The organism is Flagellimonas onchidii (genome assembly GCF_004804315.1).
Taxonomy (GTDB): domain Bacteria; phylum Bacteroidota; class Bacteroidia; order Flavobacteriales; family Flavobacteriaceae; genus Flagellimonas; species Flagellimonas onchidii.
Genome location: NZ_SRXX01000007.1, coordinates 106,990 through 130,235, shown reverse-complemented (window position 1 = coordinate 130,235; position 23,246 = coordinate 106,990). Strand labels below are relative to the sequence as shown.

Here is a 23,246-nt window from a genome sequence, read left to right as displayed (position 1 = left end):
AACCTCTGGCCAAAAGAATTATAATGATGTGTGTAAAAACTGTATTGATTTTTGCGATACTAGCAACAATCATTTCTTGTAAGCACCCTAAAAATGTAGAGCAAGAAGACCAAAAAAAATTGGAAAAAAAGATAAATCAAAAATTGTCTTTATTTAATATAAGAGTTTGTATTCCCAACGCCATTGATACTACTGAGGTCTATGATTCTCTTTTCTATAAAATAGTGTTTACTAACAATATAAAATATTTAGATAGCTGTATCGTAATCAAAAATGTGACTATCAAAGATTCCACTAAAATGTTTATAGAGTTTGTCCAAAAAGAAGACGAACTTGGTTTAAAAGATGTTAGCTTCTATAATTCTAATAACACTATACGATTTATATATAGTGCTGATACTTTATTACAAAATATCAATACCAAAATAAAATGTAATGAAATTCGAAAAAAATATAGTGATAGCGGAAATCTTCTAGAATTAGAATACTATGGGCATTATGGTGTCTGGGGCGTTCCAGTAGGAACATCAAGAAAGTATAGTTTAGATGGTGATATTTTAGAGGAAATATCTTTTGAATACTGGGGAGAACGAGAGGGTAAAAGAACTACCACAAGGTTTGAAAGTGGCATTAAAAAAGAGATTCTAATTGAGCAATATGATGCCCATCATGGAGTAGAGGACACAATAAGACACTGGAGAAATTAAGCATGGTGCCAAAAGACAAAAAGCAGTACACAGTAAGATTGTTTTAGGGGCTAAAATCTCACTACATACCTCTAGCGATCCAACCATCCAAAAATCCATTCATCCCACCATCAAATTCCATATCTTTAGGCTCTTCTTTTAAAACGAATGGCCAAGACCAAAACAGCCTTTTTCTGTCAAAACTGTGGCACCCAATATCCGAAATGGGTCGGGCAGTGTTCTTCTTGCAAGCAATGGAACACCATTGTGGAGGAAGTTGTACAAAAAGAAGAAAAAAGAAGTTGGAAAAACAGCTCCAATACCTCAAAAAAGGTATCCGCTCCTTTAAAAATTTCGGAGATAACCAATGAGAAGGAGCTTCGGTTAGATACAAGAGATCAAGAGTTCAATAGGGTCTTGGGTGGTGGATTAGTTCCAGGCTCTTTAACATTATTGGGAGGTGAACCCGGCATTGGAAAAAGCACATTACTGTTACAAATAGCCTTAAAGCTTTCCTACAAAACATTATATGTTTCTGGTGAGGAAAGCCAGAAACAAATTAAGATGAGGGCAGACCGCATTCATCCCAACAGCGAAAATTGCTACATCCTTACCGAAACCAAAACCCAAAACATATTCCAGCAAATTACCGCTCTGGAGCCAGACATTCTTGTTATCGACTCCATCCAAACCCTGCACACCGATTACATTGAATCGGCAGCAGGCAGTATTTCTCAAATTCGGGAATGTACTGCAGAACTTATCAAGTTTGCCAAGGAGAGTCACACGCCCGTTATTTTAGTTGGTCATATTACCAAGGATGGTACTATTGCAGGGCCCAAGATTTTGGAACATATGGTAGACACAGTTTTACAATTTGAAGGCGACAGGAATTATGTGTATCGCATTCTTCGTTCTTTAAAAAACCGTTTTGGCTCTACGGCAGAATTGGGTATTTATGAAATGCAGGGTAGTGGCCTTCGCGAAGTAAACAATCCATCGGAAGTGTTGATTTCCAAAAATGAGGAAGATTTAAGTGGAACTGCTATTGCGGCTACCGTTGAAGGCATGCGTCCTTTATTGATTGAAATTCAAGCCTTAGTGAGCACCGCAGTTTATGGCACTCCTCAACGTTCCGCAACTGGATTTAATGCAAAACGTTTGAACATGCTCTTGGCCGTCTTGGAAAAACGAGCCGGATTTAAATTGGGCGCCAAGGATGTTTTTTTAAATATTACAGGTGGAATTTCCGTTGATGACCCTGCAATTGATTTGGCCGTAGTAGCTGCCATTCTATCAAGCAATGCCGATGTCCCCATTGAAAAAGGTATTTGTTTTGCTGCTGAAATTGGTCTTGCAGGGGAAATACGCCCCGTTCAGCGAGTAGACCAACGAATCTTAGAAGCTGAAAAACTAGGCTTTACATCCATTTATGTATCCAAAAACAATAAAATTGGACTGAAAAACACCAAAATCCAAATACATCTGGTCTCCAAGATTGAAGATATGGTGAGTAATCTCTTTGGATAAAACCTATTTGCTCAAAGCACTCTGCATGTATGTTGGCAATAAATTGACAGCTATTTCCCGATTTCTTTCATGTCCACTTTTCTCTTCGGAAGTATCGTCATAATAAGACATGTTATCATACAGATAGAACATAAGCAATCTATTGTAGTCATCTAAATTTTCATCGGATATAAGTGCCGGTAAATCATCCTGAAAAAGTGATATATCTTTACTTTCTGAAATAGCCCTCCCCAAACGACCAATGCTTCCAAAATAATGTCCATCTGGAACATTTTTGGCACGAAATGCAATCCCAAATATCAAGCTTGGAACATCAATGTTCAATTTTTCCAATTCCTTTATATAGGTCTTTCTATCCTCCCATGCCCAACTACCATCGGAAACCCTGTCCATACGGTCATTCAAAACATTTAAATGAGCCCGTAGAAAAATGTCCCAATCCAAGGACTCGCCAGCCAATTGCGCAATGTTCATAGCATGGATTCTCGGACTATCGTCCATACTACATTGTCCAACAACTATTCTATTTCTTTTAAGACTCAATGCCTTTCCAGGCGATAGCAGGTGTGCAGCATAATACTCAAAATCATCATTTGAATTTTTGTTTTTCAAGGCTTCAGCATAAGCCTTATCAAACAACCCCATAAACTCTTGATCTTTAGAAAGGGTCTTAACAACAAATCGCTTTTTATCTTTTTCCCACAATCGAAGGCTGTCATAGGTTGCCCTAATAATTTCTTTAGGGGTGTTTTCATCTATAGCTATACTTGGTTTTTTCTTTTTGAACCTTTTGTCAATAAGCTTGGAAATCCTATTCTGAAGCACTTTGGAATTGTCATCACCAAAAGACCATCTGTCTTTAGATGCGGTTGCATTAAAAATTTGACTTGTCGTGTCAATTAAACACTCCGTATACTGTATCATTTTGGCATAATAATTAGGAATATTTTGTGAAGAAAATTCACGTTCCAAATAGGCTACTCTAACATAATTTTCATTTGAAAAATTCCATACCCAACATTTAGAGTTTGAACTTTCCCAATCAGACTCCAATAATTCCAATCGCATCCCATCTGGTTGCTCCATGATTCCAATTATCTTTTCTTCCTTATAGTTTTTATAATGATTTTTTGTGAGCAAGTGTAACTTCCCCTCTGTTTCTTTTCTATATTTTTTGGCAAACTGCTCAAGGGTAATCTCACTCATTAATTCATCTCTAAGAATATCAATATTTGGATTGTTTAACTCAAACATCCTTCCTCTAGTCTGCTCAACAGACGTATATTTCTTGGTTAGTTTGCACGTTCTAAACTCCTCATTTTTTTTCCCGACCATGCCTTTAAGTCTTTCCATGGCATAAGGAGAATAGATAAGTCCGTTCTCGTAAATCTTAAATTCTTGGGAAAAAGAGAGTGTTCCCCAAATGCAAAAGAGAGAAAAATAAGCAGTTTTCATAATTATTGGATTTAGAATGGTAATATTATTCAAACCACAATAACTATTCCACCCAACTTGAGCCATTGGGTAACATTAATGAGTGAAAGGTGCGTTAGGGTGCTGGATTAGGAATTGCATTATGGATATCCTCAATGCCTTGCAACACCTCATCTGATAAATCCAAATCAATGCTTCCGATATTCTCCTTTAGCTGCTCCATGGTCGTTGCACCAATAATGTTACCAGTCAAAAATGGTCTTGTATTAATAAAGGCCAATGCCATTTGAGCCAAGCTCAGCCCATGAGCTGCCGCTAACTCGTTGTACCTTTTGGTTGCTTCCGTTGCCGTTTCGCCACTGTAGCGGTCATAATGAGGAAATAAGGTCAGTCGAGATTTTCTCGGAGGAACAGCATCCAAATACTTTCCGCTCAGCACCCCAAAAGCCAATGGTGAATAGGCCATAAGACCAATGTCTTCACGCATGGAAATTTCAGAAAGCCCTACTTCATATAATCTGTTCAACAAACTATAAGCGTTTTGTATCGTCAACATTCTTGGAAGATCCTGGTGTACTTTGCTTTCTTCCAGATAGCGCATGGCTCCCCAAGGCGTTTCATTGGATAGCCCTACATGTCTTATTTTTCCTTCTGCAACCAAATCCCGAAGCGTTTCCAAAACTTGGTGAATGTTATCCTCCCAAGGATCAATGGAATGTGCATTGAATCCACGCTGACCAAAAAAATTGGTATTGCGTTCAGGCCAGTGCAGCTGGTACAGATCTATATAATCAGTTTGCAACCTTTTTAAGCTTCCTTCCACCGCAGTAATAATGGAATCTTTGCTAAATCCTGTTGTCCGAATATATTTAGAGAAATCTGCCCGACCAGCAATTTTTGTGGCAAGTACTACCTTGTCACGATTACCAGTTTTCTTGAACCAGTTACCAATAATCTCTTCAGTTACAGCATAGATTTCCTTCTTTGGTGGAATGGGATACAACTCGGCTGTATCAAAAAAATTGACTCCTTGATCAAGCGCATAATCCATTTGTCCATGTCCTTCCTCTTCGGTATTCTGTCGACCCCAGGTCATGGTTCCCAAACAGATTTTGCTGACTTTGATATCGGTATGTGGTAGTCTGGTATATTTCATCTGGCAATACTTTTAGACTGGCAAAAATACTTAATCCATATTTTTACCCTTTAAAGGATTTGTTATTTTCTATCTCTAGAAGAATAGGGCAATGGTCACTATGTTTTGCGTCGGAAAGAATTACAGAACGTTTTAATCTATCCTTTAACGAATCATTGACCATTCCATAATCCAATCGCCATCCCTTGTTATTGGCTCTGGCATTGGCGCGATAGCTCCACCATGTATAGTTATGAGGCTCTTTGTTGAAGTGCCTAAAGCTGTCTACAAACCCACTTTTGATGAAATTGCCTATCCATTCCCGTTCTACCGGCAAAAACCCAGATACATTTTTGTTTCTTACTGGATCATGAATGTCAATAGCTTCGTGACAAATATTATAGTCTCCACAAACAATAAGATTGGGGCGTTCTTTTCGGAGTTGGTCTGCGTATTTCTGAAAGTCTGCCATATAGGTGAGCTTATGCTCCAATCGGTCTAAATTGGTCCCCGAAGGTAGGTACATGCTCATAACGGACAAATCTCCAAAATCTGCACGTATATTCCGCCCTTCAAAATCCATATAATCAATCCCGGTACCATATTCGATATGATCCGGTTTTTCCTTACAGAACAAAGCCACTCCACTATACCCTTTTTTTTGGGCACTGAACCAATAGTGGTGATTATAACCCGCTGCTTCAAACAAGGATACATCCACCTGCTCTTTCATCGCCTTGGTTTCCTGTACACAAACTACATCGGGGTCCACCGTCTGCAACCAATCTATAAATCCTTTGTTCAAGGCCGCTCTAATTCCGTTTACGTTATAAGAAACAATCTTCATTTCAAAATTTTCACTAAATGTAGCCATAGTATTTGGCTTCATAAAATTGATTTTTGTGATAACCGTATCAACTTAAAAGATTGTTAATGTGAATTAATCCAATAGGAATTAAGGGTTTAAGCATTAAATTTAACCTTAAGTTTTTCTGAATGATTGCCTTAGTATTGATAGATGTTCAGCTCGGTCTGCAAGAAGCCCATTTTTATGGCAGTGAGCGAAATAATCCAAATGCCGAAATCAATGCAGGTAAAATCCTTGAAGTTTTTCGAAAACGGAACCTTCCTGTTTTCCACGTTCGGCATAACTCTTCCAATCTTGAATCCCCTTTGCACCCTTCAAAATCAGGAAATGCATTCCACCCTTTGGTGCAACCAATGAATAATGAGCCCATATTTCAAAAAAGTGTGAACAGCGCTTTCATCGGCACACCCTTGGAAGACCAACTCAAATTAAAAAACATTGAAGAATTGGTAATTGTAGGATTGACCATTGAACACTGCGTTTCAACCTCGGTCCGAATGGCGGCCAATTTGGGATTTAAAGTCGATTTGATTTCCGATGCCACGGCAGCATTTGACAAAATTGGAATAAATGGACAAAAACTTAATGCTGATTTGATTCATAATGCCGCTTTGGCCAATCTAAAAGATGAATTTGCCACAATAAAAAATACTGAAACCATACTAAACGAACTAGCAAACTGACTCATGAACCAAATACTACATATTAAAAAGAGCCTTATACATCCATATCTCATTTTCTGCCTCCTTTGCTTGACGATTTCCTCTTTTGGTCAAGCTCAACAAAAACCACTCAGAATTGGAGTGGCGGGGCTCACCCATACCCATGTTCATTGGATCTTGGGACGTGAGGATATTGGGGACGTAAAAATTGTTGGCATAGTTGAACCCAATAGAGATCTTGCCCAGCGTTATTCCGACCAACATGGTTTTTCCATGGATTTGATCTATAATACATTGGAAGAAATGATCTACGCAACAAAACCTGAGGCTGTTACCGCCTTCGGTTCCATTTATGATCATTTGAAAGTGGTGCAAATCTGTGCTCCTTTAGGTGTTCACGTCATGGTAGAAAAGCCATTGGCCGTAAGTTTGGATCATGCAAAACAAATGGCTGCTCTTGCTGAAAAGCACGATATTCATCTTTTGACAAATTATGAGACCACCTGGTACCCCACAAACCATATGGCCAAACGGTTCCTGAACCATGGCAAAATAGGTAGACTCAGAAAAATCATTGTCCGAAATGGGCACAAAGGGCCCGTTAAAATAGGGGTCAATAAAGAATTCTTGGATTGGCTACAGGATCCCGTACAAAATGGGGGTGGTGCCATTACCGATTTTGGTTGTTATGGCGCCAACCTGACCACTTGGCTTATGGACGGAAAGCGGCCCAATACGGTAACCGCGATTACCCAACAACTTCAACCAGAAAATAACCCAAAAGTGGATGACGAAGCCACAATTCTTCTCACTTATGATAATGCCCAAGCGATTATCCAAGCCTCATGGAACTGGCCCATTGGCCGAAAGGATATGGAATTGTATGGGTTGACCGGGGTCCTTTATGCCGATAACGATAAAGACCTTAGGCTTCGCATTGCAGAGGGTTACAGCGGCTACCATGAAGAAAAATTCACTTTGGAAGAGCGTCCATCTCCCTATAACGATCCTTTTTCCATGTTGGCTGCGGTCATTAAAAATAAAATTCGGCTAAGACCCTATAGTCTTTCCTCTCTGGAAAACAATATGGTGGTTATGGAAATTTTGGATGCCGCCCGTGAAAGTGCCGAACAGGGAAAAACAATCTCATTGAACAACTAACTTCTTCAATCTCAACCTTCAACAATCTATGAAACACTCAAAAGTCCCCTGTACTTTAATTTTATGGTTTTTTACACTTGTTTTTTTTGCACAAGAAGTCAAAAAAGATTCCGTGAACCAATTAGACGAAATTATTCTGATTGAGGATATTACCGAAAGGAATACTACGGGAATTACTCCCTATACTAGCATTGGTGCACAGACTTTTGAAAAATTCAATCCGGTAGATGTTGTTTCCGCCATTAATCAGATTCCTGGGGTTTATATTTTATCAGGAGCTTTGAATACCAACCGTATCACCATCCGTGGAGTTGGCGCGCGTACACCTTTCGGTACCGATAAACTCCGCATGTATTTTAATGGTATTCCTGTGACCAATGGAACGGGTTCCTCCACCATCGAAGCATTCGATATGGAGAACTTGGGTACAATTGAGGTCATTAAAGGCCCTAAAGGCACTGCTTTTGGCACCAATTTAGGTGGAGCTATGCTACTTGATACTAAAAACCCAGAAACAAACGAAACCAAATTATCAAGCTCTTTCACATTAGGTTCATATCAAATGTTAAAGGAAAATCTGTCCTTCCAACATTCCGAGGATAATTTTAATCTGACCTTTGCTTACAATCATTTTGAAACAGATGGCTATCGTCAGAACAATCGCTTTGACCGCGATGGCTTTTTACTGAATACCAACTTCAATCTTAGTGATAAAAACCAATTAGGGATTTTGGTCAATTATATTGACTACACCGCCCAGATTCCAAGTTCCATTAATCAAACTGATTTTGATGAAGACCCAACCCGAGCCGCAGGCAATTGGTTGGCAGCACAGGGCTTTGAAGCCAATAAGTATGTGCTCGCTGGATTGTACCATACATACCAATTCAACCAAAATTTGGAAAATACGACAAGTATTTTCTACACCTATTTGGACCACTACGAGCCCCGACCATTCAATATTTTAGATGAGTTTACCAACGGATTTGGTCTTCGAAGTCAGTTCAAGGGCAATTCTGGCACTTTTGAGTATACTTTTGGTGGCGAGCTGTACAAAGACGAATACCATTGGGGCACGTTCCGAAACCTATTTCGGGAAAACAATGGCAATGGTAGCCTAAGAGGTGAACGTTTAAGTGATAACAGCGAGTTCCGTAGACAATTCAATCTATTTGGCACGTTTACACACACGTTTACCTCAAGATTTTCTGCTCAATTGGGGCTCAATCTGAACAAGATCAACTTTAATTTTCAGGATTTGTTCAACCAAGGCAATGCCAATACCTCTGCCGATAGAAATTTCGATGCCATTTTATTGCCAAGTTTTGGACTACAATATCTCTTTACCAATGGGAAATTGTTTGCCAATGTTAGCCGAGGATTTTCCAACCCCAGTTTGGAAGAAACGCTAACGCCCGATGGAGTTATCAATCCAGATATTGCCCAAGAGACTGGGACCAATTATGAGCTTGGCGGAATCCTAAATCTATTCAAACAACATTTGGTTTTGGATTGGTCACTTTACCATATGGATATCAATAATTTGTTGGTGGCCCAGCGTGTGGGTGAGGATCAATTTATTGGTCGTAATGCCGGAGAGACCCGCCATCAAGGTTTGGAACTCAGTGCAAGGTCGGTTCTTCCACTTTGCAAGAGTGTAAATGTGCATCCCTATTTCAACTATACCTTTAGTGACCATAGTTTTGTAGATTTTGTGGACGAAGATGATGATTTTTCAGGCAATCCCTTGACCGGGGTTCCTAAGCATCGTATCAGTTCAGGAGTAGATGTAAGGCACACGAATGGACTGCAACTGAACCTCACCCATCAATTTGTGGATGAGATTCCACTGACCGATGCGAACACCTTAAACAGTGAATCATTTAATGTGTTCAATGCGAAATTGGGCTACAACACCCAACTCTCCAGCAACTTTTCTTTGGGGTTGAACGTTGGTGTAAATAATGTATTCAACACCAATTATGCACAAAGTGTATTGATCAACGCCGTAGGCTTTGGTGGTGCATTCCCTCGCTATTTTTATCCGGGCAACGACCAGAATTTTTATGGAGGTGTAAAGCTGGGGTATCTTTTTTAGCAATAATGCAATATTCTTGTCATTCCACACTTGATACGGAATCCAAATACAGCTAATTTTATGGATTCCTGCTTTCGCAGGAATGACAAAAACCACCACTTACCCATACAAATTTACTTATAGATATTATTAGAGATGTCCCTTATAGGTTATGGGCCTATACGTTATATTTGGAGGTGTCTATGAATATATTTTACATCAAAAAATATTGCTGGCGATATGAAAAAAATCATCTATTTCTTTTTGATTATACTTTTAGGCTATTCTTGTCAGGAAAAAAATTACTAAAACAATGGCTAAAATTCATTGTGATTTAGCGTTACCCAAAACCTCCCCAAACCCCTTTAGCAATTCCGCTGCGCTCTGTATTTCTCTTTTGGTAAAAACCTCTTCTTCCAAAAAGTGAAGCATAAAAACAAGGTTCTCCAATTGTTTGGTCAATTCTTCAGGAGAACCATAAGCATCTTTGATCCATTTGTTTAGGTTTTCGATTTGGTCAGGTGTCAACATTGGAGCAAGGTATCATCAAAATTATTCCTGTGTTACTACTAATTAGTGGTATTTTTAAAACAAAAAGTAAAAGTGACCATCAAACACCTTATCCCAGAAGACTTGACCGTTGACCTAGAAAATCAAATGGTAGAGTTGTTCAAGCAACTTAACCCTGATTTACAGCTGAACCCCTTGGCCAAGATCATGGCAAAACCAGACCAGTTGAGCCTGGTGTACTGCCAAGAGGGCGACCAAATTATAGGTATGGCCGCTATGTGCAGCTATCATGTACTATCGGGCAGTAAGGGCATGGTAGAAGATGTGGTGGTCGATTCTGCCTATCGTGGGCAGGGCCTTGGCCGTAAACTTATGGAGCAACTGCTCCGCATAGCCGAACAAAAAGGGCTGACAGAGGTATTGCTCTTTTCGGGCAACCATAGGCAAAGCGCCATCCGTTTATATACCAAACTGGGGTTTGTAAAATCGGAAAGTGGCCTGTACCGTTTACGTTTCAACCAAAGCTAAGTCATGGGAACATTACAAATACAATCCAACCCCGCAGTGGCCTCGGTCTTTGACAACTACCCCGATGCGGTTCGGTCAAAAATGGAGGCCCTTCGGCAGTTGGTGCTACAGGTGGCCCAAGAAACCCCCGAAATCACCAAATTGGAGGAAACCCTAAAATGGAGCGAACCCAGTTACTTGGCCCCAAAGGGCAGCACCCTCCGTATGGATTGGAAGGCCAAAGCACCCCGCCAATATGCGCTCTATTTTCAATGTTCCAGCATGTTGGTGAACACCTTTAAAATGGTCTACGGCAATACCTTCAGTTATGAGGGCAACCGGGCCATCGTATTTCAGTTGGAGGACGAACTCCCGATGGAGGAACTCAAAAACTGCATCCGAACCACGTTGCAATACCATAAGGTAAAGCACTTGCCCAGTTTGGGGTTGTAGATTTGTCACACCGAAACATGTCATCCTGAGCCCGTCGAAGGATTGACATCTCAATACGTCCTACCACACTTCGACAGGCTCAGTGTGACTATGCTACAGCTAAAGTCTCCGTCACATCGAGTGGATTTTTTCGACCTAAGGAGAGAAAATTTATATCGAGATGTTTTACAATAATCCCGAAACAAGTTCGGGACACTCGAACTGATAAAACAATTAAAAGCTCCTTCCCTTTTTAAGGGAAGGTGGATTGTGACCAAGGTCACGATACGGAAGGGATATTTACCCCCTCCGCCCACCTCTGGCGGACACCTCCCCCTTACATGGGGAGGAGTTGGTGTCTCAATGAATTATCAGAATTTTAACCCTTCTCGACTGCGATTGAAGTGACAATTGCCCTATTTTTAAATCAAACTATGAAACAAATCCATCATTTAGTTGCTCTTGTTCTGTTGACATGTCAATTCACTTGGTCACAAACCGCCGTGTCTTCTTCAGACCTGGTCGATGCTGCCATGGAGCTCACCCAGCAACAAGTAATCTATGATGGCAGCTATTTTTCCATTCCCTACCCCAATGGTGATGTGCCAGAGGGTAAGGGTGTCTGTACCGATGTGGTCATTCGTGCTTATCGAAAACTGGGCATCGACCTGCAAAAAGAAGTGCATGAAGATATGAAGGCTAACTTTAGCGCCTATCCGAACATCTGGGGCCTCACACGAACCGACACCAATATTGATCATCGTCGCGTGCCCAACCTGATGACCTATTTTAAACGTCAAGGTGCAGAAAAACCCATTACCGATAAGGCCAAAGATTACCTTCCCGGAGATGTGGTCTGCTGGAACTTGGGCGGAGCCATCACCCATATCGGTATTGTGGTCGATAAAAAATCACGGGACGGAAAACGACATCTAATCGTACACAATATTGGTCGCGGGCAGGTGATGGAAGACATCCTTTTCGAATTTAAGATCATTGGGCATTATGCCTACAAACCAGAATGCCCAAACTAGCAGCCTATGTCCATGTATCAAACCGTAGTTTTCACCATCATTTTTAATAAAATTCCCGAGGAATTCACACTCAAAGCCATAACCCAATCTGTTTCAACTGAGCCTCATTTTAAAAAATACGCTAGACAACATTTTTTTTGACCATTTATCGTAAAAACCGGAGTTTTTTTTCTGAAACCCTTTTGCTCTTTTAATTTTAGATACTTAAACATCTGACTATGGACCTCTTACCGGAAATCCTAGAAAAAAGCAAGCCCATTACCACCGTTTCGGACATTGACTTTAAAACATTCAAAAAAGAATATTTCAACAAAAAGCCGGTCTTAATCAAAGGTTTTGCCAAAAAATGGCCTGCCTACGAAAAGTGGAGTTTTGACTTCTTCGCCAACCTTGAAATACAAGACCAAATTGAAATGGAAATTGGAAATGTACTGAACAAGGATACCCAACTAGAGCAAAAAGATGTTAAAAAATACCTTGAACAGGTAAGGGACAAAGGCATGGAGGACGCTGATGACAAGACCTACCTGACCGCCTATCAAATTTTTGAGGAATTTCCCAAGCTTTTAAACCATGTTGACTTTTCTTATCTCAACAGGGTAACCGTTAATGATGTTCCTGCTGTTTGGATAGGCCCAAAAGGAACCATTACAGGATTGCACGCCGACGATCATAACAATATGTTGGCCCAAATAGTCGGAAAAAAATTGATGATTGTAGCTTCACCAAAATACAAGCGAAACGTATACCCAAGTAAAAAGTTTGATCTTGGAGCGGTACTTAGTCAGGTAGACATCAATAATTATGATGAGGAAAAGTTTCCAGAATTTAGAAACATTGAATTTCTTAAAGTAGAATTGGAACCTGGTGATGTTTTGTACAATCCGAGAGATTGGTGGCATTATGTAAAGTCGCTCGAAGCTTCAATAAGTACAAATACTTTTGCCTATACCATGACGGACATGCTTTTTTTAAGACCTTTCGAACGAATAAAAAGTTCGTTACACTATAGAGGTCTTTATAAAAAGAACAACTGTACTTGCTGCAAGGCTTAAGTGCAAACAAAATAAGCTTACAAAGCCTTTGTTACATGAATTGAATAAAGGAAGCCTAGATCTTCTGTAACCAGTAGCGCATATCCACCTCTTTAGAGATAATATCTTTTACCTCATTTAGTTTAACACGTTGCTGTTCCATGGTATCTCGATGACGGATGGTAACCGTTTCGTCTTCCAAAGTTTGATGGTCGACTGTTACACAGAAAGGAGTTCCCGCCGCATCTTGACGACGATAACGACGACCTACAGCATCTTTTTCGTCATACGCCACATTAAAGTCCCACTTGAGCTCATCAATAAGTTTTTGGGCCACTTCGGGCAATCCATCACGTTTCAACAAGGGTAAAATGGCCGCTTTGGTCGGAGCCAATACCGCTGGAATCTTAAGTACTGTTCTTGTAGTACCATTCTCTAGTTCTTCTTCCTTCAAAGAATTGGAGAAGACCGCCAAGAACATACGATCGAGACCAATGGAAGTTTCAAGTACGTAGGGCACGTAGCTCTTGTTTTCCTCCGGGTCAAAATATTGTAGTTTTTTTCCAGAATATTCTTCGTGCTGGCTCAAATCAAAATCGGTACGGGAATGGATTCCTTCCAATTCCTTAAATCCGAATGGAAACTTGAATTCGATATCGGCTGCAGCATCGGCATAGTGAGCCAATTTCTCATGGTCGTGGAAACGATAATTATCCTCACCCATTCCAAGGGAAAGGTGCCACTTCAATCGTTTTTCCTTCCATTTCTCATACCATTCCTGCTGCGTACCCGGCTTGATGAAATATTGCATTTCCATCTGCTCAAACTCGCGCATACGAAAGATGAACTGACGGGCCACAATCTCGTTTCGAAACGCTTTTCCGGTCTGGGCAATTCCAAACGGAATTTTCATGCGTCCTGTTTTCTGAACATTTAAAAAGTTCACAAAGATTCCCTGTGCAGTCTCGGGGCGCAAGTACAAGTCCATGGCAGAATCTGCCGAAGCCCCTAACTTTGTTCCGAACATTAGGTTAAACTGCTTCACGTCTGTCCAGTTTTTAGATCCAGAAAGTGGACAAGCGATTTCCAATTCTTCAATTAGAGCTTTTACATCGGCCAAATCTTCATTCTCCAAAGATTTCCCTAAACGTTTTAGGATACCATCGGCCTTGGCCTGATAATCCAACACACGTTGGTTGGTGGCCAAGAACTGCTCTTTGTCAAAACTATCGCCAAAGCGTTTGGCGGCTTTCTTGACTTCCTTCTCTATTTTGGCCTCAATTTTGGCAACATGGTCCTCGACCAAAACATCGGCACGGTATCTTTTTTTGGAATCCCTATTATCAATCAATGGATCATTGAAGGCATCTACGTGACCAGAGGCTTTCCAAGTGGTTGGGTGCATAAAAATAGCGGCATCAATCCCAACAATATTGTCATTGAGCTGCACCATAGCTTGCCACCAATATTCACGTATGTTCTTTTTTAGCTCAACCCCGTTTTGCGCATAATCGTAAACAGCACTGAGTCCGTCATAAATCTCACTGGATTGAAATACATATCCGTACTCCTTTGCATGTGAGATTACCTTCTTAAAAATGTCTTCTTGATTTGCCATGCGGCAAAAATAGAATATTACCGAAAAATGAAGTAGCTTATTTTAACTGAAATTCGCTGGAAGCCAACAATCTTTCGTCCTCGAACACATTAAGGGTATAAATTCCTTCGGAAAGTGAGGCTTCGGGAACCGTTATGGCATCACATATATCCATTTCCTTTCCTGTAAAACGGATTTCCATTTTTTTGCTGTAGGTGTTGCCTCCGACAGAAATGGTGTTGGCATTGTCCTCGATGACCGTCATGTTAGGGTCTAAAAATTGAAGATAGAGTACTTTTACATCACCTCTTTCGTCAGGGTCCGCCAAAATGGTCACACAGCCCCTTAGTTTTTCAACCACAGATGCTTTATTGGTTTTTAAAGGTCTTCCTGCCCTTAACCGAAATCCGCTTCCCTCTGCTTCCTGAAGTTTCAGGTAGCTTTTTCGTCTAAGTTCCTTTGCCAATTCCCTATTGGTCTCACGTAACAATGACTCTGCTTGTTCCATAGTGCTTGCCCTACCCCTGACTTCTTCCAATTGCTTTCGAGTTTCCTCGTATCGGTTGGCGAGCAGACTATTATTGTATCGAAGAAAATTGTTTTTGAGCTTCAGGCTGTCAAATCGAATCTCAAGCATTCGAAGCGTCTTCCGGGTCTCTTTGAGTTTAGTCAGGCTAAAATTCAGCCGCCCTACGGAATCTAAAAGTTGCTGTACCTTAAAACGGGAAGTCTGTAATTCAATTTCATTCACCTCATTCAAACCCGACAAACGATCAACCTCTGCTTTCATGAGGGTCAAATCTTTGACCAAAAGAGATTTTTCTTGCTCCAAAAAGGACATTTGGTTCTTGGATTGGGCATAGCTGTAATAAAAAGCTATTAAAATCCCCACAATCACAGCTATAAGCGCTGCAAAGATAATCTTGTAGTTGAAATTGTTATCTTGGGCATCCATGGGGTTAATTAGGCTTCTGTAATGCGTATAAGATTTGATCGATAAGTTGGCTAAGATACTAAACGAGATTAACAACATCCTATTGCCAAGGGTATGTTTTGGATGTAATGCCCAATTATCCAGAGGAGAAAGCGTACTATGTACCGTTTGTCGACATGAGATGCCACTCACCGATCACAGCTTCAAAGAAGAAAATTCCGTTGATCGTATATTTTATGGGAGGATTCCTATAGAAAAGGCAGTTTCTTTCCTGTATTTTTCAAAAAATGGTATTGTAAAACAGCTTTTGCACCAATTAAAATATAAAAACCAAGAGCAGATTGGGGGTTTTTTGGGGGATTGGTGCTCGGCCCATCTGAACCAAGATGAATTTTTAAAAACCGTGGATGTTGTAGTCCCTGTTCCCCTGCATCCTAAAAAGGCAAAAAAAAGAGGTTACAACCAAGTGGCACTTTTTGCAAAAAAAATAGCAAATACAATTAAAGCTGATTACAGTGATAATATTTTGTTGAAAGTTTCCAACACCAAAACACAAACAAAAAAAGGGCGTATTTTACGCTGGGAAAGTACCAAAGAAGTGTTTCAATTAGGCTCAATTCCAAAAAAGAAGTACGGACATATTCTTTTGGTGGATGATGTAATTACCACTGGAGCAACCATTGAGTCTTGCGCCCGAGTGTTGAAGGGGCTCGAAAATGTATCCGTTTCCGTATTGAGCATGGCGGTAGTGCCCAATGGTTAAAATTCTATAAATCCTTGTTTTCAATTTTCAAATTAGTTGTTTCTTTGTCCAACACAAATTTTCCATGCGGTATTTAAAGAAACTATTGAGTTTTTCCTTTGTAATCCTTATGGGTCTGGCCCTATGGCAATGCGCTAAAAGGGGAAACCCAACTGGAGGGCCAAAAGATGAAACGCCACCGCAACTTATACGGACAGAACCGGAGAATTTCTCTATCAATTTCGACGCCAAGGAAATTCGTTTGTATTTTGATGAGTTCATCAAACTTAAGGATGTCCAGAATCAATTGATTATTTCACCTCCCTTAAAATATCCTCCCGAGGTAACACCTCTAGGTGGAGCAAGTAAATATATTCAGGTTGTCATAAAAGACACTCTAAAGGAAAACACTACGTATACGTTTAATTTCGGACAAAGTATCACCGATAACAATGAAGGCAATCCCAACAGCTTTTTAAGCTACGTTTTCTCAACGGGGGACTATATTGACTCCTTAACTTTATCGGGAGCCGTGAAGGATGCCTTTAATAGAAAAGCCGACCAATTTATAAGTGTTATGCTCTATGAATTGGATACCGCTTACACCGATTCCACCATCTACAAACAACCGCCAAACTACATCACAAACACTTTGGATAGCGTTCCATTTTTTGAGCTAAAGAATTTAAAGGCCGGGGAGTATGCTTTAGTGGCCATAAAGGATGTGAACAAAAACAACCTTTTTAACCAAAGACAGGATAAAATCGGATTTTTACAAGACACCATAACCCTGCCCACGGATTCCATTTATTTACTAAATCTATTTCAGGAGTTCCCAGATTATAGTATTTCGGTGCCCAGCTATGTGGCCAAAAACCGAATCATCTTCGGTTACCAAGGTAATCATGAAGATATCAAAATTGATGCTTTAACGTCACTGCCCGATTCGGTCAAAACCCTAATTTTAAAGGATAGGGAAATGGATACTTTGAATTATTGGCTGACACCGACCGATATCGATTCCATAATTTTTACGATTACAAATACAAAACTGGAGCAAATCGACACTTTTACGGTTAAAACCAGAAAATTACCCTTGGATTCCCTTCTACTTCGTTCGAGCATCAGTAGATCTTTTGGTTTTGAAGATACTTTCAGCATTTTAGCGAATACCCCTATAACTGAATTGGATACTTCCAAGATAGCCCTTTTTGTAAGCGATTCCATTAACGCACCTTATTCATTGGCATTGGATTCCTTGGAAAACAAAGTTGATTTTGATTTTACCATTGAACCCAATCAAAGCTATTCTTTTGAACTGATGCCTGGAGCCATCACCGATTTTTTTGGTATACAAAATGACTCTTTGAATTATCGATTTTCAACTGGAAGCTATGCTGATTATGGAAACCTCAGTGTCAACGTAAGTGGGGCTATCCGTTTTCCGATGATACTACAACTTACCAATGAAAAAGGTGAAGTTCAGCGTGAAATACAAGCAATGCAACCCCAACCCTTTGAGTTTAATAATCTTGATGTTGGCGAATATAGATTGCGGGTAATTTTCGACGACAATGGCAATGGAATTTGGGACACGGGAAGTTATCTAAAAAAGATTCAACCTGAAACAGTAAAGCATTTTCCAGATGTAATAGAGCTAAGGGCCAATTGGGAACAGGTAACCGATTTTATTTTGTTACCAGATTAAATTCATCCCGGTCATCTAGAAATCTGAGCTTTTCCCTGGTTGAAGCAATGTGTTCTTTTTCCAACATAACGTAGAGAATTTCTTCCTTTTCGGAAAACGCTATTTGATTTCCCAGAACGTCATAAGCTGCAGAGTGGCCTGAGTATTCATACCCCAATCCATCCGTGCCAATTCTATTTACTCCTATGCAATAGGCCATATTTTCGATGGCCCTTGCCCTAAGCAACGTATCCCAAGCGTGAATTCTTTGTTTAGGCCAGTTGGCCACATAAATCAATACATCATAATTTTCAACATTACGCGCCCAGACTGGAAAACGGAGGTCGTAGCAGATCAAAGGGCAAAGTTTGAATCCTTTATACTCAATCAAAACCTTTTTCTCTCCTGCTTCATAGACTTTATCCTCTCCGGCCAGTGTAAAAGTATGCTTCTTGTCATAAACATTAAGTCCGCCATCAGGTTCCACAAAATGAAGTCTATTGTAATATTTTCCATCTTCAAAGAAAACAATGCTGCCCACAATTGCGGCATTTTTCTCCTTTGATTTCTTCTGCATCCACTCCATAGTTTTATCCCCTTCATTCGAGTTGACATTTTTAGGGGTCATAGTGAATCCTGTAGAAAACATTTCCGGCAGCACAATCAAATCCACATCATGAGAAACTGAATCGATTTTTTCACTGAACAATTTCCTATTTGCTTCTGGATTTTCCCAAACTAAATGGGATTGAATAAGGGCGAGTTTTAGTTCTGAGTTCATTTCAAATATTTAAACCATAGACTTCTCGACTAAGTTTGATTTAATAATCTTAATCAAAATAGACATCTGATGCAGAAGATTTTGTCAATCGATACAAATGGTTCAACTGACTTTCCAAAATCCGCTCTTCCGAAAGTTCTGGAAGATTGTTCAATGTAAAAAATCCAACATCCAACATATCAAAACCTGCTTTGAGTTCTCCCCCAACAATCCTACACAAAAACATTAGTTTATAAATGTAGTAAGGTTCAGGAGGGTGTGGATGTACTTGCTTATCATAGATTGCCAAGAGTTTAACCACTTTAACCTTTAAACCGGTTTCCTCCGCAACTTCTTTAACGGCAATCTCGGATGGAGTACTTCCAATATCCGCCCAGCCTCCAGGAATGGTCCATTTGCCATCTATACTTTCTTTAGCCATTAAAACCTCTTCCTTTTCATTGAGCACAAACGCTCTTACATCTACCTTAGGGGTTGGATAATCCTGTTGTGGAACAAAAAAATCTTGGAGTTCTCCAAGAGGTGTATTTCCGATACTTGACATCAATTCCAAACTAATTTGTTGCAGCTCCTCGTATCTTTCCCGATCATAGCCATCTTTTGAATACACCAATCCCGTTTCTGAAATTGCTTTAATTCGCTTGATTAGGTTGAGTTGTTCCTTTGAATCCATATAAATCAATCGCTCTTTTGTAAAAGTTCTATCATGGGTTTTGTCCCCTGCATTTTAGCATTGTCGAGTGCCGTATTGCCTCTTGCATCCTTAACGGAAACATCGGCTTTATACTCCATTAATAACTCCGCAATCTTCAATTTATTGAAGGTAGCTGCATATATCAAGCAAGTGGCTCCCATGGCATTGACATGGTTAACGTTTGCCCCAGCTTCGACCAATAGCCTTGCAAGGTCAAGATACCCCTTAAAGCATACTCCCATCAATGCTGTGTTTCCTGAACCATCCTCGGCATCAATCTTTGCACCTTTTTCCAATAGAAAGTTCGCTATATCCAATTGGTTGTAATATGTGGATAAAATCAAAGGTGTTGAACCCCTGTCATCTGTGGTCTCCAACAAGGTCGAGTCGGATTCCAAAAGCTGAGTTACTTTGGTCAGATTACCATTTCTTATTTCGTTGAAGAAGTCTTCTTTAATACTCATAATCTTAGCGAAAGTTATAAAAAAACTGCCACAACCTTTGAAGGAAGTGACAGTTGTTTCACAGTTAATTTTCTTTTTCTTTTTTAGGCTAAATCGAAGCGATCAAGATTCATCACTTTGGTCCAAGCCGATACAAAATCGTGTACAAATCGATCGTTTGCATCATTACTTCCATAAACTTCGGCTATAGCCCTAAGTTCAGTGTTGGATCCAAAAATCAAATCAACTCTTGTTCCTGCCCATTTAACTTCTCCAGAAGCACGGGTTCTACCAGCAAACACGTTATCTTCTTCTGAGGTGGCTTCCCACTTGGTGTTTAAATCCAGTAGATTTACAAAGAAATCATTGGTCAAAGACCCGGCACGTTCGGTAAATACACCGTGTTGGGATTGTCCATGATTGATATCCAATACCCGTAAGCCCCCTAGAAGCACGGTCATTTCAGGTGCCGTCAAAGTAAGCAACTGCGCTTGGTCAATCAACATCTCTTCTGCGGAGACGGCGTACTTGGATTTCATATAATTTCGGAAACCATCCGCTTTTGGTTCCAATACTGCAAAGGACTCCACATCGGTTTGTTCCTGAGAAGCGTCCCCTCTACCTGGAGTAAATGGAACTTCAATATTATGACCTGCGTTTTTGGCCGCTTCTTCTACTCCTACACTTCCCCCAAGTACAATCAAATCAGCTATAGAAACCTCCTTACCAGATTGAGTGCTGTTGAATTCTTTTTGAATTCTGCCCAAAGTATCCAAAACCTTTGAGAGTTGTTCGGGTTGATTGGCTTCCCAATCTTTTTGTGGCGCAAGTCTTATGCGAGCCCCGTTGGCCCCACCTCTTTTATCAGAGCCACGGAATGTTGAAGCTGACGCCCAAGCAGTGCTCACCAATTCGGAAACAGAAAGTCCTGAAGTCTTAATATTTGCCTTTAATTGGGCAATATCTTCATCATTGATTGACTCGTAATCAACTGTTGGAATCGGATCTTGCCAAATTAATTCCTCTTTCGGAACTTCTGATCCCAAATACCTCGAAGTAGGTCCCATGTCTCGATGCGTTAATTTGAACCATGCTCTTGCAAACGCATCTGCAAAATCATCAGGGTTTTCATGAAACCTACGCGAGATCTTTTCATACTCTGGGTCCAACTTTAAAGAAAGGTCTGTGGTTAACATTATAGGTGTATGCCTTTTCTCTGGGTCATGGGCATCTGGAACACTATTAGCCCCTGCGCCATGTTTTGGTATCCATTGGTGCGCTCCAGCAGGACTCTTGCTCAACTCCCACTCATAACCGAACAGATTCCAGAAAAAGTTGTTGCTCCATTTTGTCGGGGTGGTGGTCCAAGCTCCTTCAAGTCCACTTGTAATGGTATCACCGGCATTACCGGCTCCAAAATTGTTCTTCCATCCTTGACTTTGTTCAATAATGCCAGCAGCAGCAGGTTCGCGCTCTACATACTTTCCAGGATCTGCAGCTCCATGTGTTTTTCCAAACGTATGTCCTCCAGCAATAAGGGCCACAGTTTCTTCATCGTTCATCGCCATTCTACCAAAGGTTTCTCGGATATCATGCGCTGCGGCTATAGGGTCAGGGTTGCCATTAGGCCCTTCCGGATTTACATAAATCAGCCCCATCTGAACTGCCCCAAGTGGGTTCTCGAGCTCTCTATCTCCTTCATACCGTTTATCTCCCAGCCACTCAGTTTCAGCTCCCCAATAAATATCTTCTTCTGGGTGCCAAACATCTTCTCGACCACCTGCAAAACCAAAGGTTTTAAAGCCCATTGATTCCAAGGCACAGTTTCCGGCCAAAATCAATAAGTCGGCCCAGGATAATTTTTTGCCATACTTCTGTTTAATAGGCCACAAAAGCAAGCGAGCCTTATCCAAGTTCGCATTATCGGGCCAACTGTTCAAAGGTGCAAATCTTTGGGTACCAGACCCTGCGCCTCCTCTACCATCTGCAATACGATATGTTCCTGCGCTATGCCAGGCCATACGAATAAAAAATGGGCCATAATGTCCATAATCTGCCGGCCACCAATCTTGGGAGTCCGTCATTAAATCATATAAGTCCTTTTTAACAGCTTTCAAATCGAGTGATTTGAATTCCTCCGCATAATTAAACGCTTCATCCATAGGGTTGGATAATGAAGAGTGCTGACGAAGAATGTTAAGTTTTAACTGATTGGGCCACCAATCGCTGTTTGATGTGCCCCCACCTGCGCCATGCTTTAACGCCCCTGTCAAAAAAGGGCATTTGCTTTCGCCATTGGTCGGTGTTGTGGGTTTTTTACTCATGATTGTATAGTGTTTTAGAATGTTACTTAAACCTCATTAAAATTAGGCAATCTTTTGCCTGAATAATAGATAATTAATATTAAAACATTATTAAATCATAAATGTTTTCTATACATTATTTGTATAATCAAGCAACTTGTCGAAATACGGTTTTATTTTGGCGCATTCACCCCTATAAATGGTGTTGATTTACATTAACTTTGATAAAAGACTCGCATTCATTTTTTGCGATGTCCATTTTGATTCGTGTTAAACGTCTATGTATAAAAGCATTGAAATCATAAAATTAAATTTAACGTATTCACAAATGAAAAAACTGATTTTACCCCTAGTTACATTGTTACTTTTCAGTTTCAGCACTGATACTTTAAAACTATCAGATGAAGACCGCAAACTGGCCGTGGACCACTTGATCAAGACCCGTGACGAAATGTCTAAATTGCTTCATGGACTTACCGAGGAACAATTAAACTTCATCCCAGAAGAAGACACTTGGTCAATCGCACAGTGCGTTGAACACGTAGCTATTTCGGAAAACATGATTTTTGGAATGTTGCAAGCGGCGTTGCAGACAGCGGCAGATCCTTCTAAACGGACTGATGTAAAATTATCGGACGAAGAACTTTTGGGAATTATCGAAAGTAGGGAAAAGCGAGTAAAAACTCGAGAGCCTTTTGAGCCCACGGATAAATTTGGTTCGTACGAGGCTACCTTAAATGAATTTTTGACAAAAAGAAACCAGCACATTTCTTATGTTGAAAATACCGAGGACGATTTGAGAAACCATTATGGAGAACTTCCTTTTGGCACTATAGACGGCCTACAAATTGTACTCTTTATGTCGGGACATACCAAAAGGCATACAGACCAAATGAAAGAAGTAATGGCGCACAAACTTTTTCCAAAAGGAAAATAGGCAGCATTAACACTTATTAGCAAACCCTTTCCGTTTCGGAAGGGGTTTATTTTTTACC

22 protein-coding genes are annotated in these 23,246 nt (G+C 40.4%); 12 read left to right on the top strand and 10 right to left on the bottom strand.

What is annotated here, in order from left to right; translation table 11 throughout:
* Positions 1-23: 23 nt before the first annotated feature.
* Both E4661_RS09405 and radA read left to right on the top strand, forming a co-directional pair.
* The gene (locus E4661_RS09405; RefSeq protein ID WP_136466620.1) at positions 24-707 is read left to right on the top strand and encodes a hypothetical protein; all 684 of its coding nucleotides are present in this window, start codon (positions 24-26) and stop codon (positions 705-707) included.
* Positions 708-854: 147 nt separating this feature from the next.
* Positions 855-2,216, top strand: a complete 1,362-nt coding sequence (gene radA, locus E4661_RS09400; RefSeq protein WP_136466618.1) for a DNA repair protein RadA — start codon at positions 855-857, stop codon at positions 2,214-2,216.
* A 3-nt stretch (positions 2,217-2,219) separates the two neighbouring features.
* Here radA and E4661_RS09395 read toward each other — a convergent pair whose 3' ends face one another.
* The 3 genes from E4661_RS09395 to E4661_RS09385 form a co-directional block, all read right to left on the bottom strand.
* Positions 2,220-3,671, bottom strand: coding sequence for a hypothetical protein (locus tag E4661_RS09395; RefSeq protein ID WP_136466616.1), 1,452 nt, complete (start codon positions 3,669-3,671; stop codon positions 2,220-2,222).
* Positions 3,672-3,765: 94 nt separating this feature from the next.
* Entirely contained in the window at positions 3,766-4,806 is a 1,041-nt protein-coding gene (locus E4661_RS09390) for an aldo/keto reductase (protein WP_136466614.1), read from the bottom strand.
* Positions 4,807-4,849: 43 nt separating this feature from the next.
* Positions 4,850-5,632 (bottom strand): exodeoxyribonuclease III, encoded by a 783-nt coding sequence (locus tag E4661_RS09385; protein ID WP_136466797.1) that lies wholly within the window; start codon positions 5,630-5,632, stop codon positions 4,850-4,852.
* Between the two features lie 149 nt (positions 5,633-5,781).
* Between E4661_RS09385 and E4661_RS09380 the strand changes: the two genes are divergently transcribed.
* The 3 genes from E4661_RS09380 to E4661_RS09370 all read left to right on the top strand — a co-directional run bounded on the left by E4661_RS09380 (position 5,782) and on the right by E4661_RS09370 (position 9,574).
* Positions 5,782-6,336, top strand: coding sequence for a cysteine hydrolase family protein (locus tag E4661_RS09380; protein ID WP_136466612.1), 555 nt, complete (start codon positions 5,782-5,784; stop codon positions 6,334-6,336).
* A gap of 3 nt (positions 6,337-6,339) precedes the next feature.
* Positions 6,340-7,476 (top strand): Gfo/Idh/MocA family protein, encoded by a 1,137-nt coding sequence (locus E4661_RS09375; protein ID WP_136466610.1) that lies wholly within the window; start codon positions 6,340-6,342, stop codon positions 7,474-7,476.
* Positions 7,477-7,588: 112 nt separating this feature from the next.
* A complete protein-coding gene (locus E4661_RS09370) occupies positions 7,589-9,574 on the top strand; it encodes a TonB-dependent receptor family protein (RefSeq protein ID WP_240751446.1) in 1,986 nt (661 codons plus the stop codon).
* 303 nt (positions 9,575-9,877) lie between these two features.
* Here E4661_RS09370 and E4661_RS09365 read toward each other — a convergent pair whose 3' ends face one another.
* Positions 9,878-10,084: a hypothetical protein gene (locus tag E4661_RS09365; RefSeq protein ID WP_136466606.1), complete on the bottom strand. Its 207-nt coding sequence runs from the start codon at positions 10,082-10,084 to the stop codon at positions 9,878-9,880.
* Positions 10,085-10,156: 72 nt separating this feature from the next.
* On the opposite strand from E4661_RS09365, the gene E4661_RS09360 reads away from it, so the two are divergent.
* The 4 genes from E4661_RS09360 (at position 10,157) to E4661_RS09345 (ending at position 13,091) form a co-directional block, all read left to right on the top strand.
* Positions 10,157-10,591 (top strand): GNAT family N-acetyltransferase, encoded by a 435-nt coding sequence (locus E4661_RS09360; RefSeq protein ID WP_136466604.1) that lies wholly within the window; start codon positions 10,157-10,159, stop codon positions 10,589-10,591.
* A 3-nt stretch (positions 10,592-10,594) separates the two neighbouring features.
* Positions 10,595-11,023: a DUF1801 domain-containing protein gene (locus E4661_RS09355; RefSeq protein WP_136466602.1), complete on the top strand. Its 429-nt coding sequence runs from the start codon at positions 10,595-10,597 to the stop codon at positions 11,021-11,023.
* 413 nt (positions 11,024-11,436) lie between these two features.
* Complete coding sequence (locus E4661_RS09350; protein WP_136466795.1) at positions 11,437-12,036, top strand: DUF1287 domain-containing protein; 600 nt, start codon at positions 11,437-11,439, stop codon at positions 12,034-12,036.
* A 218-nt stretch (positions 12,037-12,254) separates the two neighbouring features.
* The gene (locus tag E4661_RS09345; protein WP_136466600.1) at positions 12,255-13,091 is read left to right on the top strand and encodes a cupin-like domain-containing protein; all 837 of its coding nucleotides are present in this window, start codon (positions 12,255-12,257) and stop codon (positions 13,089-13,091) included.
* Between the two features lie 55 nt (positions 13,092-13,146).
* Here the strand turns inward: E4661_RS09345 and E4661_RS09340 are convergent, their stop codons facing one another.
* Both E4661_RS09340 and E4661_RS09335 read right to left on the bottom strand, forming a co-directional pair.
* Positions 13,147-14,688, bottom strand: a complete 1,542-nt coding sequence (locus E4661_RS09340; protein WP_136466598.1) for a glycine--tRNA ligase — start codon at positions 14,686-14,688, stop codon at positions 13,147-13,149.
* Between the two features lie 37 nt (positions 14,689-14,725).
* Positions 14,726-15,622, bottom strand: coding sequence for a hypothetical protein (locus tag E4661_RS09335; RefSeq protein ID WP_136466596.1), 897 nt, complete (start codon positions 15,620-15,622; stop codon positions 14,726-14,728).
* A gap of 46 nt (positions 15,623-15,668) precedes the next feature.
* Between E4661_RS09335 and E4661_RS09330 the strand changes: the two genes are divergently transcribed.
* Complete coding sequence (locus E4661_RS09330; protein ID WP_240751445.1) at positions 15,669-16,364, top strand: ComF family protein; 696 nt, start codon at positions 15,669-15,671, stop codon at positions 16,362-16,364.
* Between the two features lie 64 nt (positions 16,365-16,428).
* Positions 16,429-18,051 carry an Ig-like domain-containing domain gene (locus E4661_RS09325; RefSeq protein WP_136466592.1) on the top strand — a complete coding sequence of 541 codons (1,623 nt, stop codon included), beginning with the start codon at positions 16,429-16,431 and terminating at the stop codon, positions 18,049-18,051.
* Here E4661_RS09325 and E4661_RS09320 read toward each other — a convergent pair.
* The 4 genes from E4661_RS09320 to katG form a co-directional block, all read right to left on the bottom strand.
* Positions 18,032-18,811, bottom strand: a complete 780-nt coding sequence (locus E4661_RS09320) for an amidohydrolase (RefSeq protein WP_136466590.1) — start codon at positions 18,809-18,811, stop codon at positions 18,032-18,034. The two genes, E4661_RS09325 and E4661_RS09320, sit on opposite strands and share 20 nt — an antisense overlap.
* 49 nt (positions 18,812-18,860) lie before the next feature.
* Positions 18,861-19,484, bottom strand: coding sequence for an NUDIX hydrolase (locus E4661_RS09315; protein WP_136466588.1), 624 nt, complete (start codon positions 19,482-19,484; stop codon positions 18,861-18,863).
* Between the two features lie 5 nt (positions 19,485-19,489).
* Complete coding sequence (locus E4661_RS09310) at positions 19,490-19,969, bottom strand: ankyrin repeat domain-containing protein (RefSeq protein ID WP_136466586.1); 480 nt, start codon at positions 19,967-19,969, stop codon at positions 19,490-19,492.
* Between the two features lie 83 nt (positions 19,970-20,052).
* Positions 20,053-22,272: a catalase/peroxidase HPI gene (gene katG, locus E4661_RS09305; RefSeq protein WP_136466584.1), complete on the bottom strand. Its 2,220-nt coding sequence runs from the start codon at positions 22,270-22,272 to the stop codon at positions 20,053-20,055.
* A 307-nt stretch (positions 22,273-22,579) separates the two neighbouring features.
* On the opposite strand from katG, the gene E4661_RS09300 reads away from it, so the two are divergent.
* Entirely contained in the window at positions 22,580-23,188 is a 609-nt protein-coding gene (locus tag E4661_RS09300) for a DinB family protein (RefSeq protein ID WP_136466581.1), read from the top strand.
* The last annotated feature ends 58 nt before the right edge of the window (positions 23,189-23,246 follow it).

Excerpts from the sequence above, each read along its gene's own strand:
- E4661_RS09405 (WP_136466620.1), top strand. The coding sequence starts at position 24 with ATGATGTGTGTAAAAACTGTATTGATTTTTGCGATACTAGCAACAATC.
- radA (WP_136466618.1), top strand. The coding sequence starts at position 855 with ATGGCCAAGACCAAAACAGCCTTTTTCTGTCAAAACTGTGGCACCCAA.
- E4661_RS09395 (WP_136466616.1), bottom strand. The coding sequence starts at position 3,671 with ATGAAAACTGCTTATTTTTCTCTCTTTTGCATTTGGGGAACACTCTCT.
- E4661_RS09390 (WP_136466614.1), bottom strand. The coding sequence starts at position 4,806 with ATGAAATATACCAGACTACCACATACCGATATCAAAGTCAGCAAAATC.
- E4661_RS09385 (WP_136466797.1), bottom strand. The coding sequence starts at position 5,632 with ATGAAGATTGTTTCTTATAACGTAAACGGAATTAGAGCGGCCTTGAAC.
- E4661_RS09380 (WP_136466612.1), top strand. The coding sequence starts at position 5,782 with ATGATTGCCTTAGTATTGATAGATGTTCAGCTCGGTCTGCAAGAAGCC.
- E4661_RS09375 (WP_136466610.1), top strand. The coding sequence starts at position 6,340 with ATGAACCAAATACTACATATTAAAAAGAGCCTTATACATCCATATCTC.
- E4661_RS09365 (WP_136466606.1), bottom strand. The coding sequence starts at position 10,084 with ATGTTGACACCTGACCAAATCGAAAACCTAAACAAATGGATCAAAGAT.
- E4661_RS09355 (WP_136466602.1), top strand. The coding sequence starts at position 10,595 with ATGGGAACATTACAAATACAATCCAACCCCGCAGTGGCCTCGGTCTTT.
- E4661_RS09350 (WP_136466795.1), top strand. The coding sequence starts at position 11,437 with ATGAAACAAATCCATCATTTAGTTGCTCTTGTTCTGTTGACATGTCAA.
- E4661_RS09345 (WP_136466600.1), top strand. The coding sequence starts at position 12,255 with ATGGACCTCTTACCGGAAATCCTAGAAAAAAGCAAGCCCATTACCACC.
- E4661_RS09340 (WP_136466598.1), bottom strand. The coding sequence starts at position 14,688 with ATGGCAAATCAAGAAGACATTTTTAAGAAGGTAATCTCACATGCAAAG.
- E4661_RS09335 (WP_136466596.1), bottom strand. The coding sequence starts at position 15,622 with ATGGATGCCCAAGATAACAATTTCAACTACAAGATTATCTTTGCAGCG.
- E4661_RS09325 (WP_136466592.1), top strand. The coding sequence starts at position 16,429 with ATGCGGTATTTAAAGAAACTATTGAGTTTTTCCTTTGTAATCCTTATG.
- E4661_RS09320 (WP_136466590.1), bottom strand. The coding sequence starts at position 18,811 with ATGAACTCAGAACTAAAACTCGCCCTTATTCAATCCCATTTAGTTTGG.
- E4661_RS09315 (WP_136466588.1), bottom strand. The coding sequence starts at position 19,484 with ATGGATTCAAAGGAACAACTCAACCTAATCAAGCGAATTAAAGCAATT.
- E4661_RS09310 (WP_136466586.1), bottom strand. The coding sequence starts at position 19,969 with ATGAGTATTAAAGAAGACTTCTTCAACGAAATAAGAAATGGTAATCTG.
- katG (WP_136466584.1), bottom strand. The coding sequence starts at position 22,272 with ATGAGTAAAAAACCCACAACACCGACCAATGGCGAAAGCAAATGCCCT.
- E4661_RS09300 (WP_136466581.1), top strand. The coding sequence starts at position 22,580 with ATGAAAAAACTGATTTTACCCCTAGTTACATTGTTACTTTTCAGTTTC.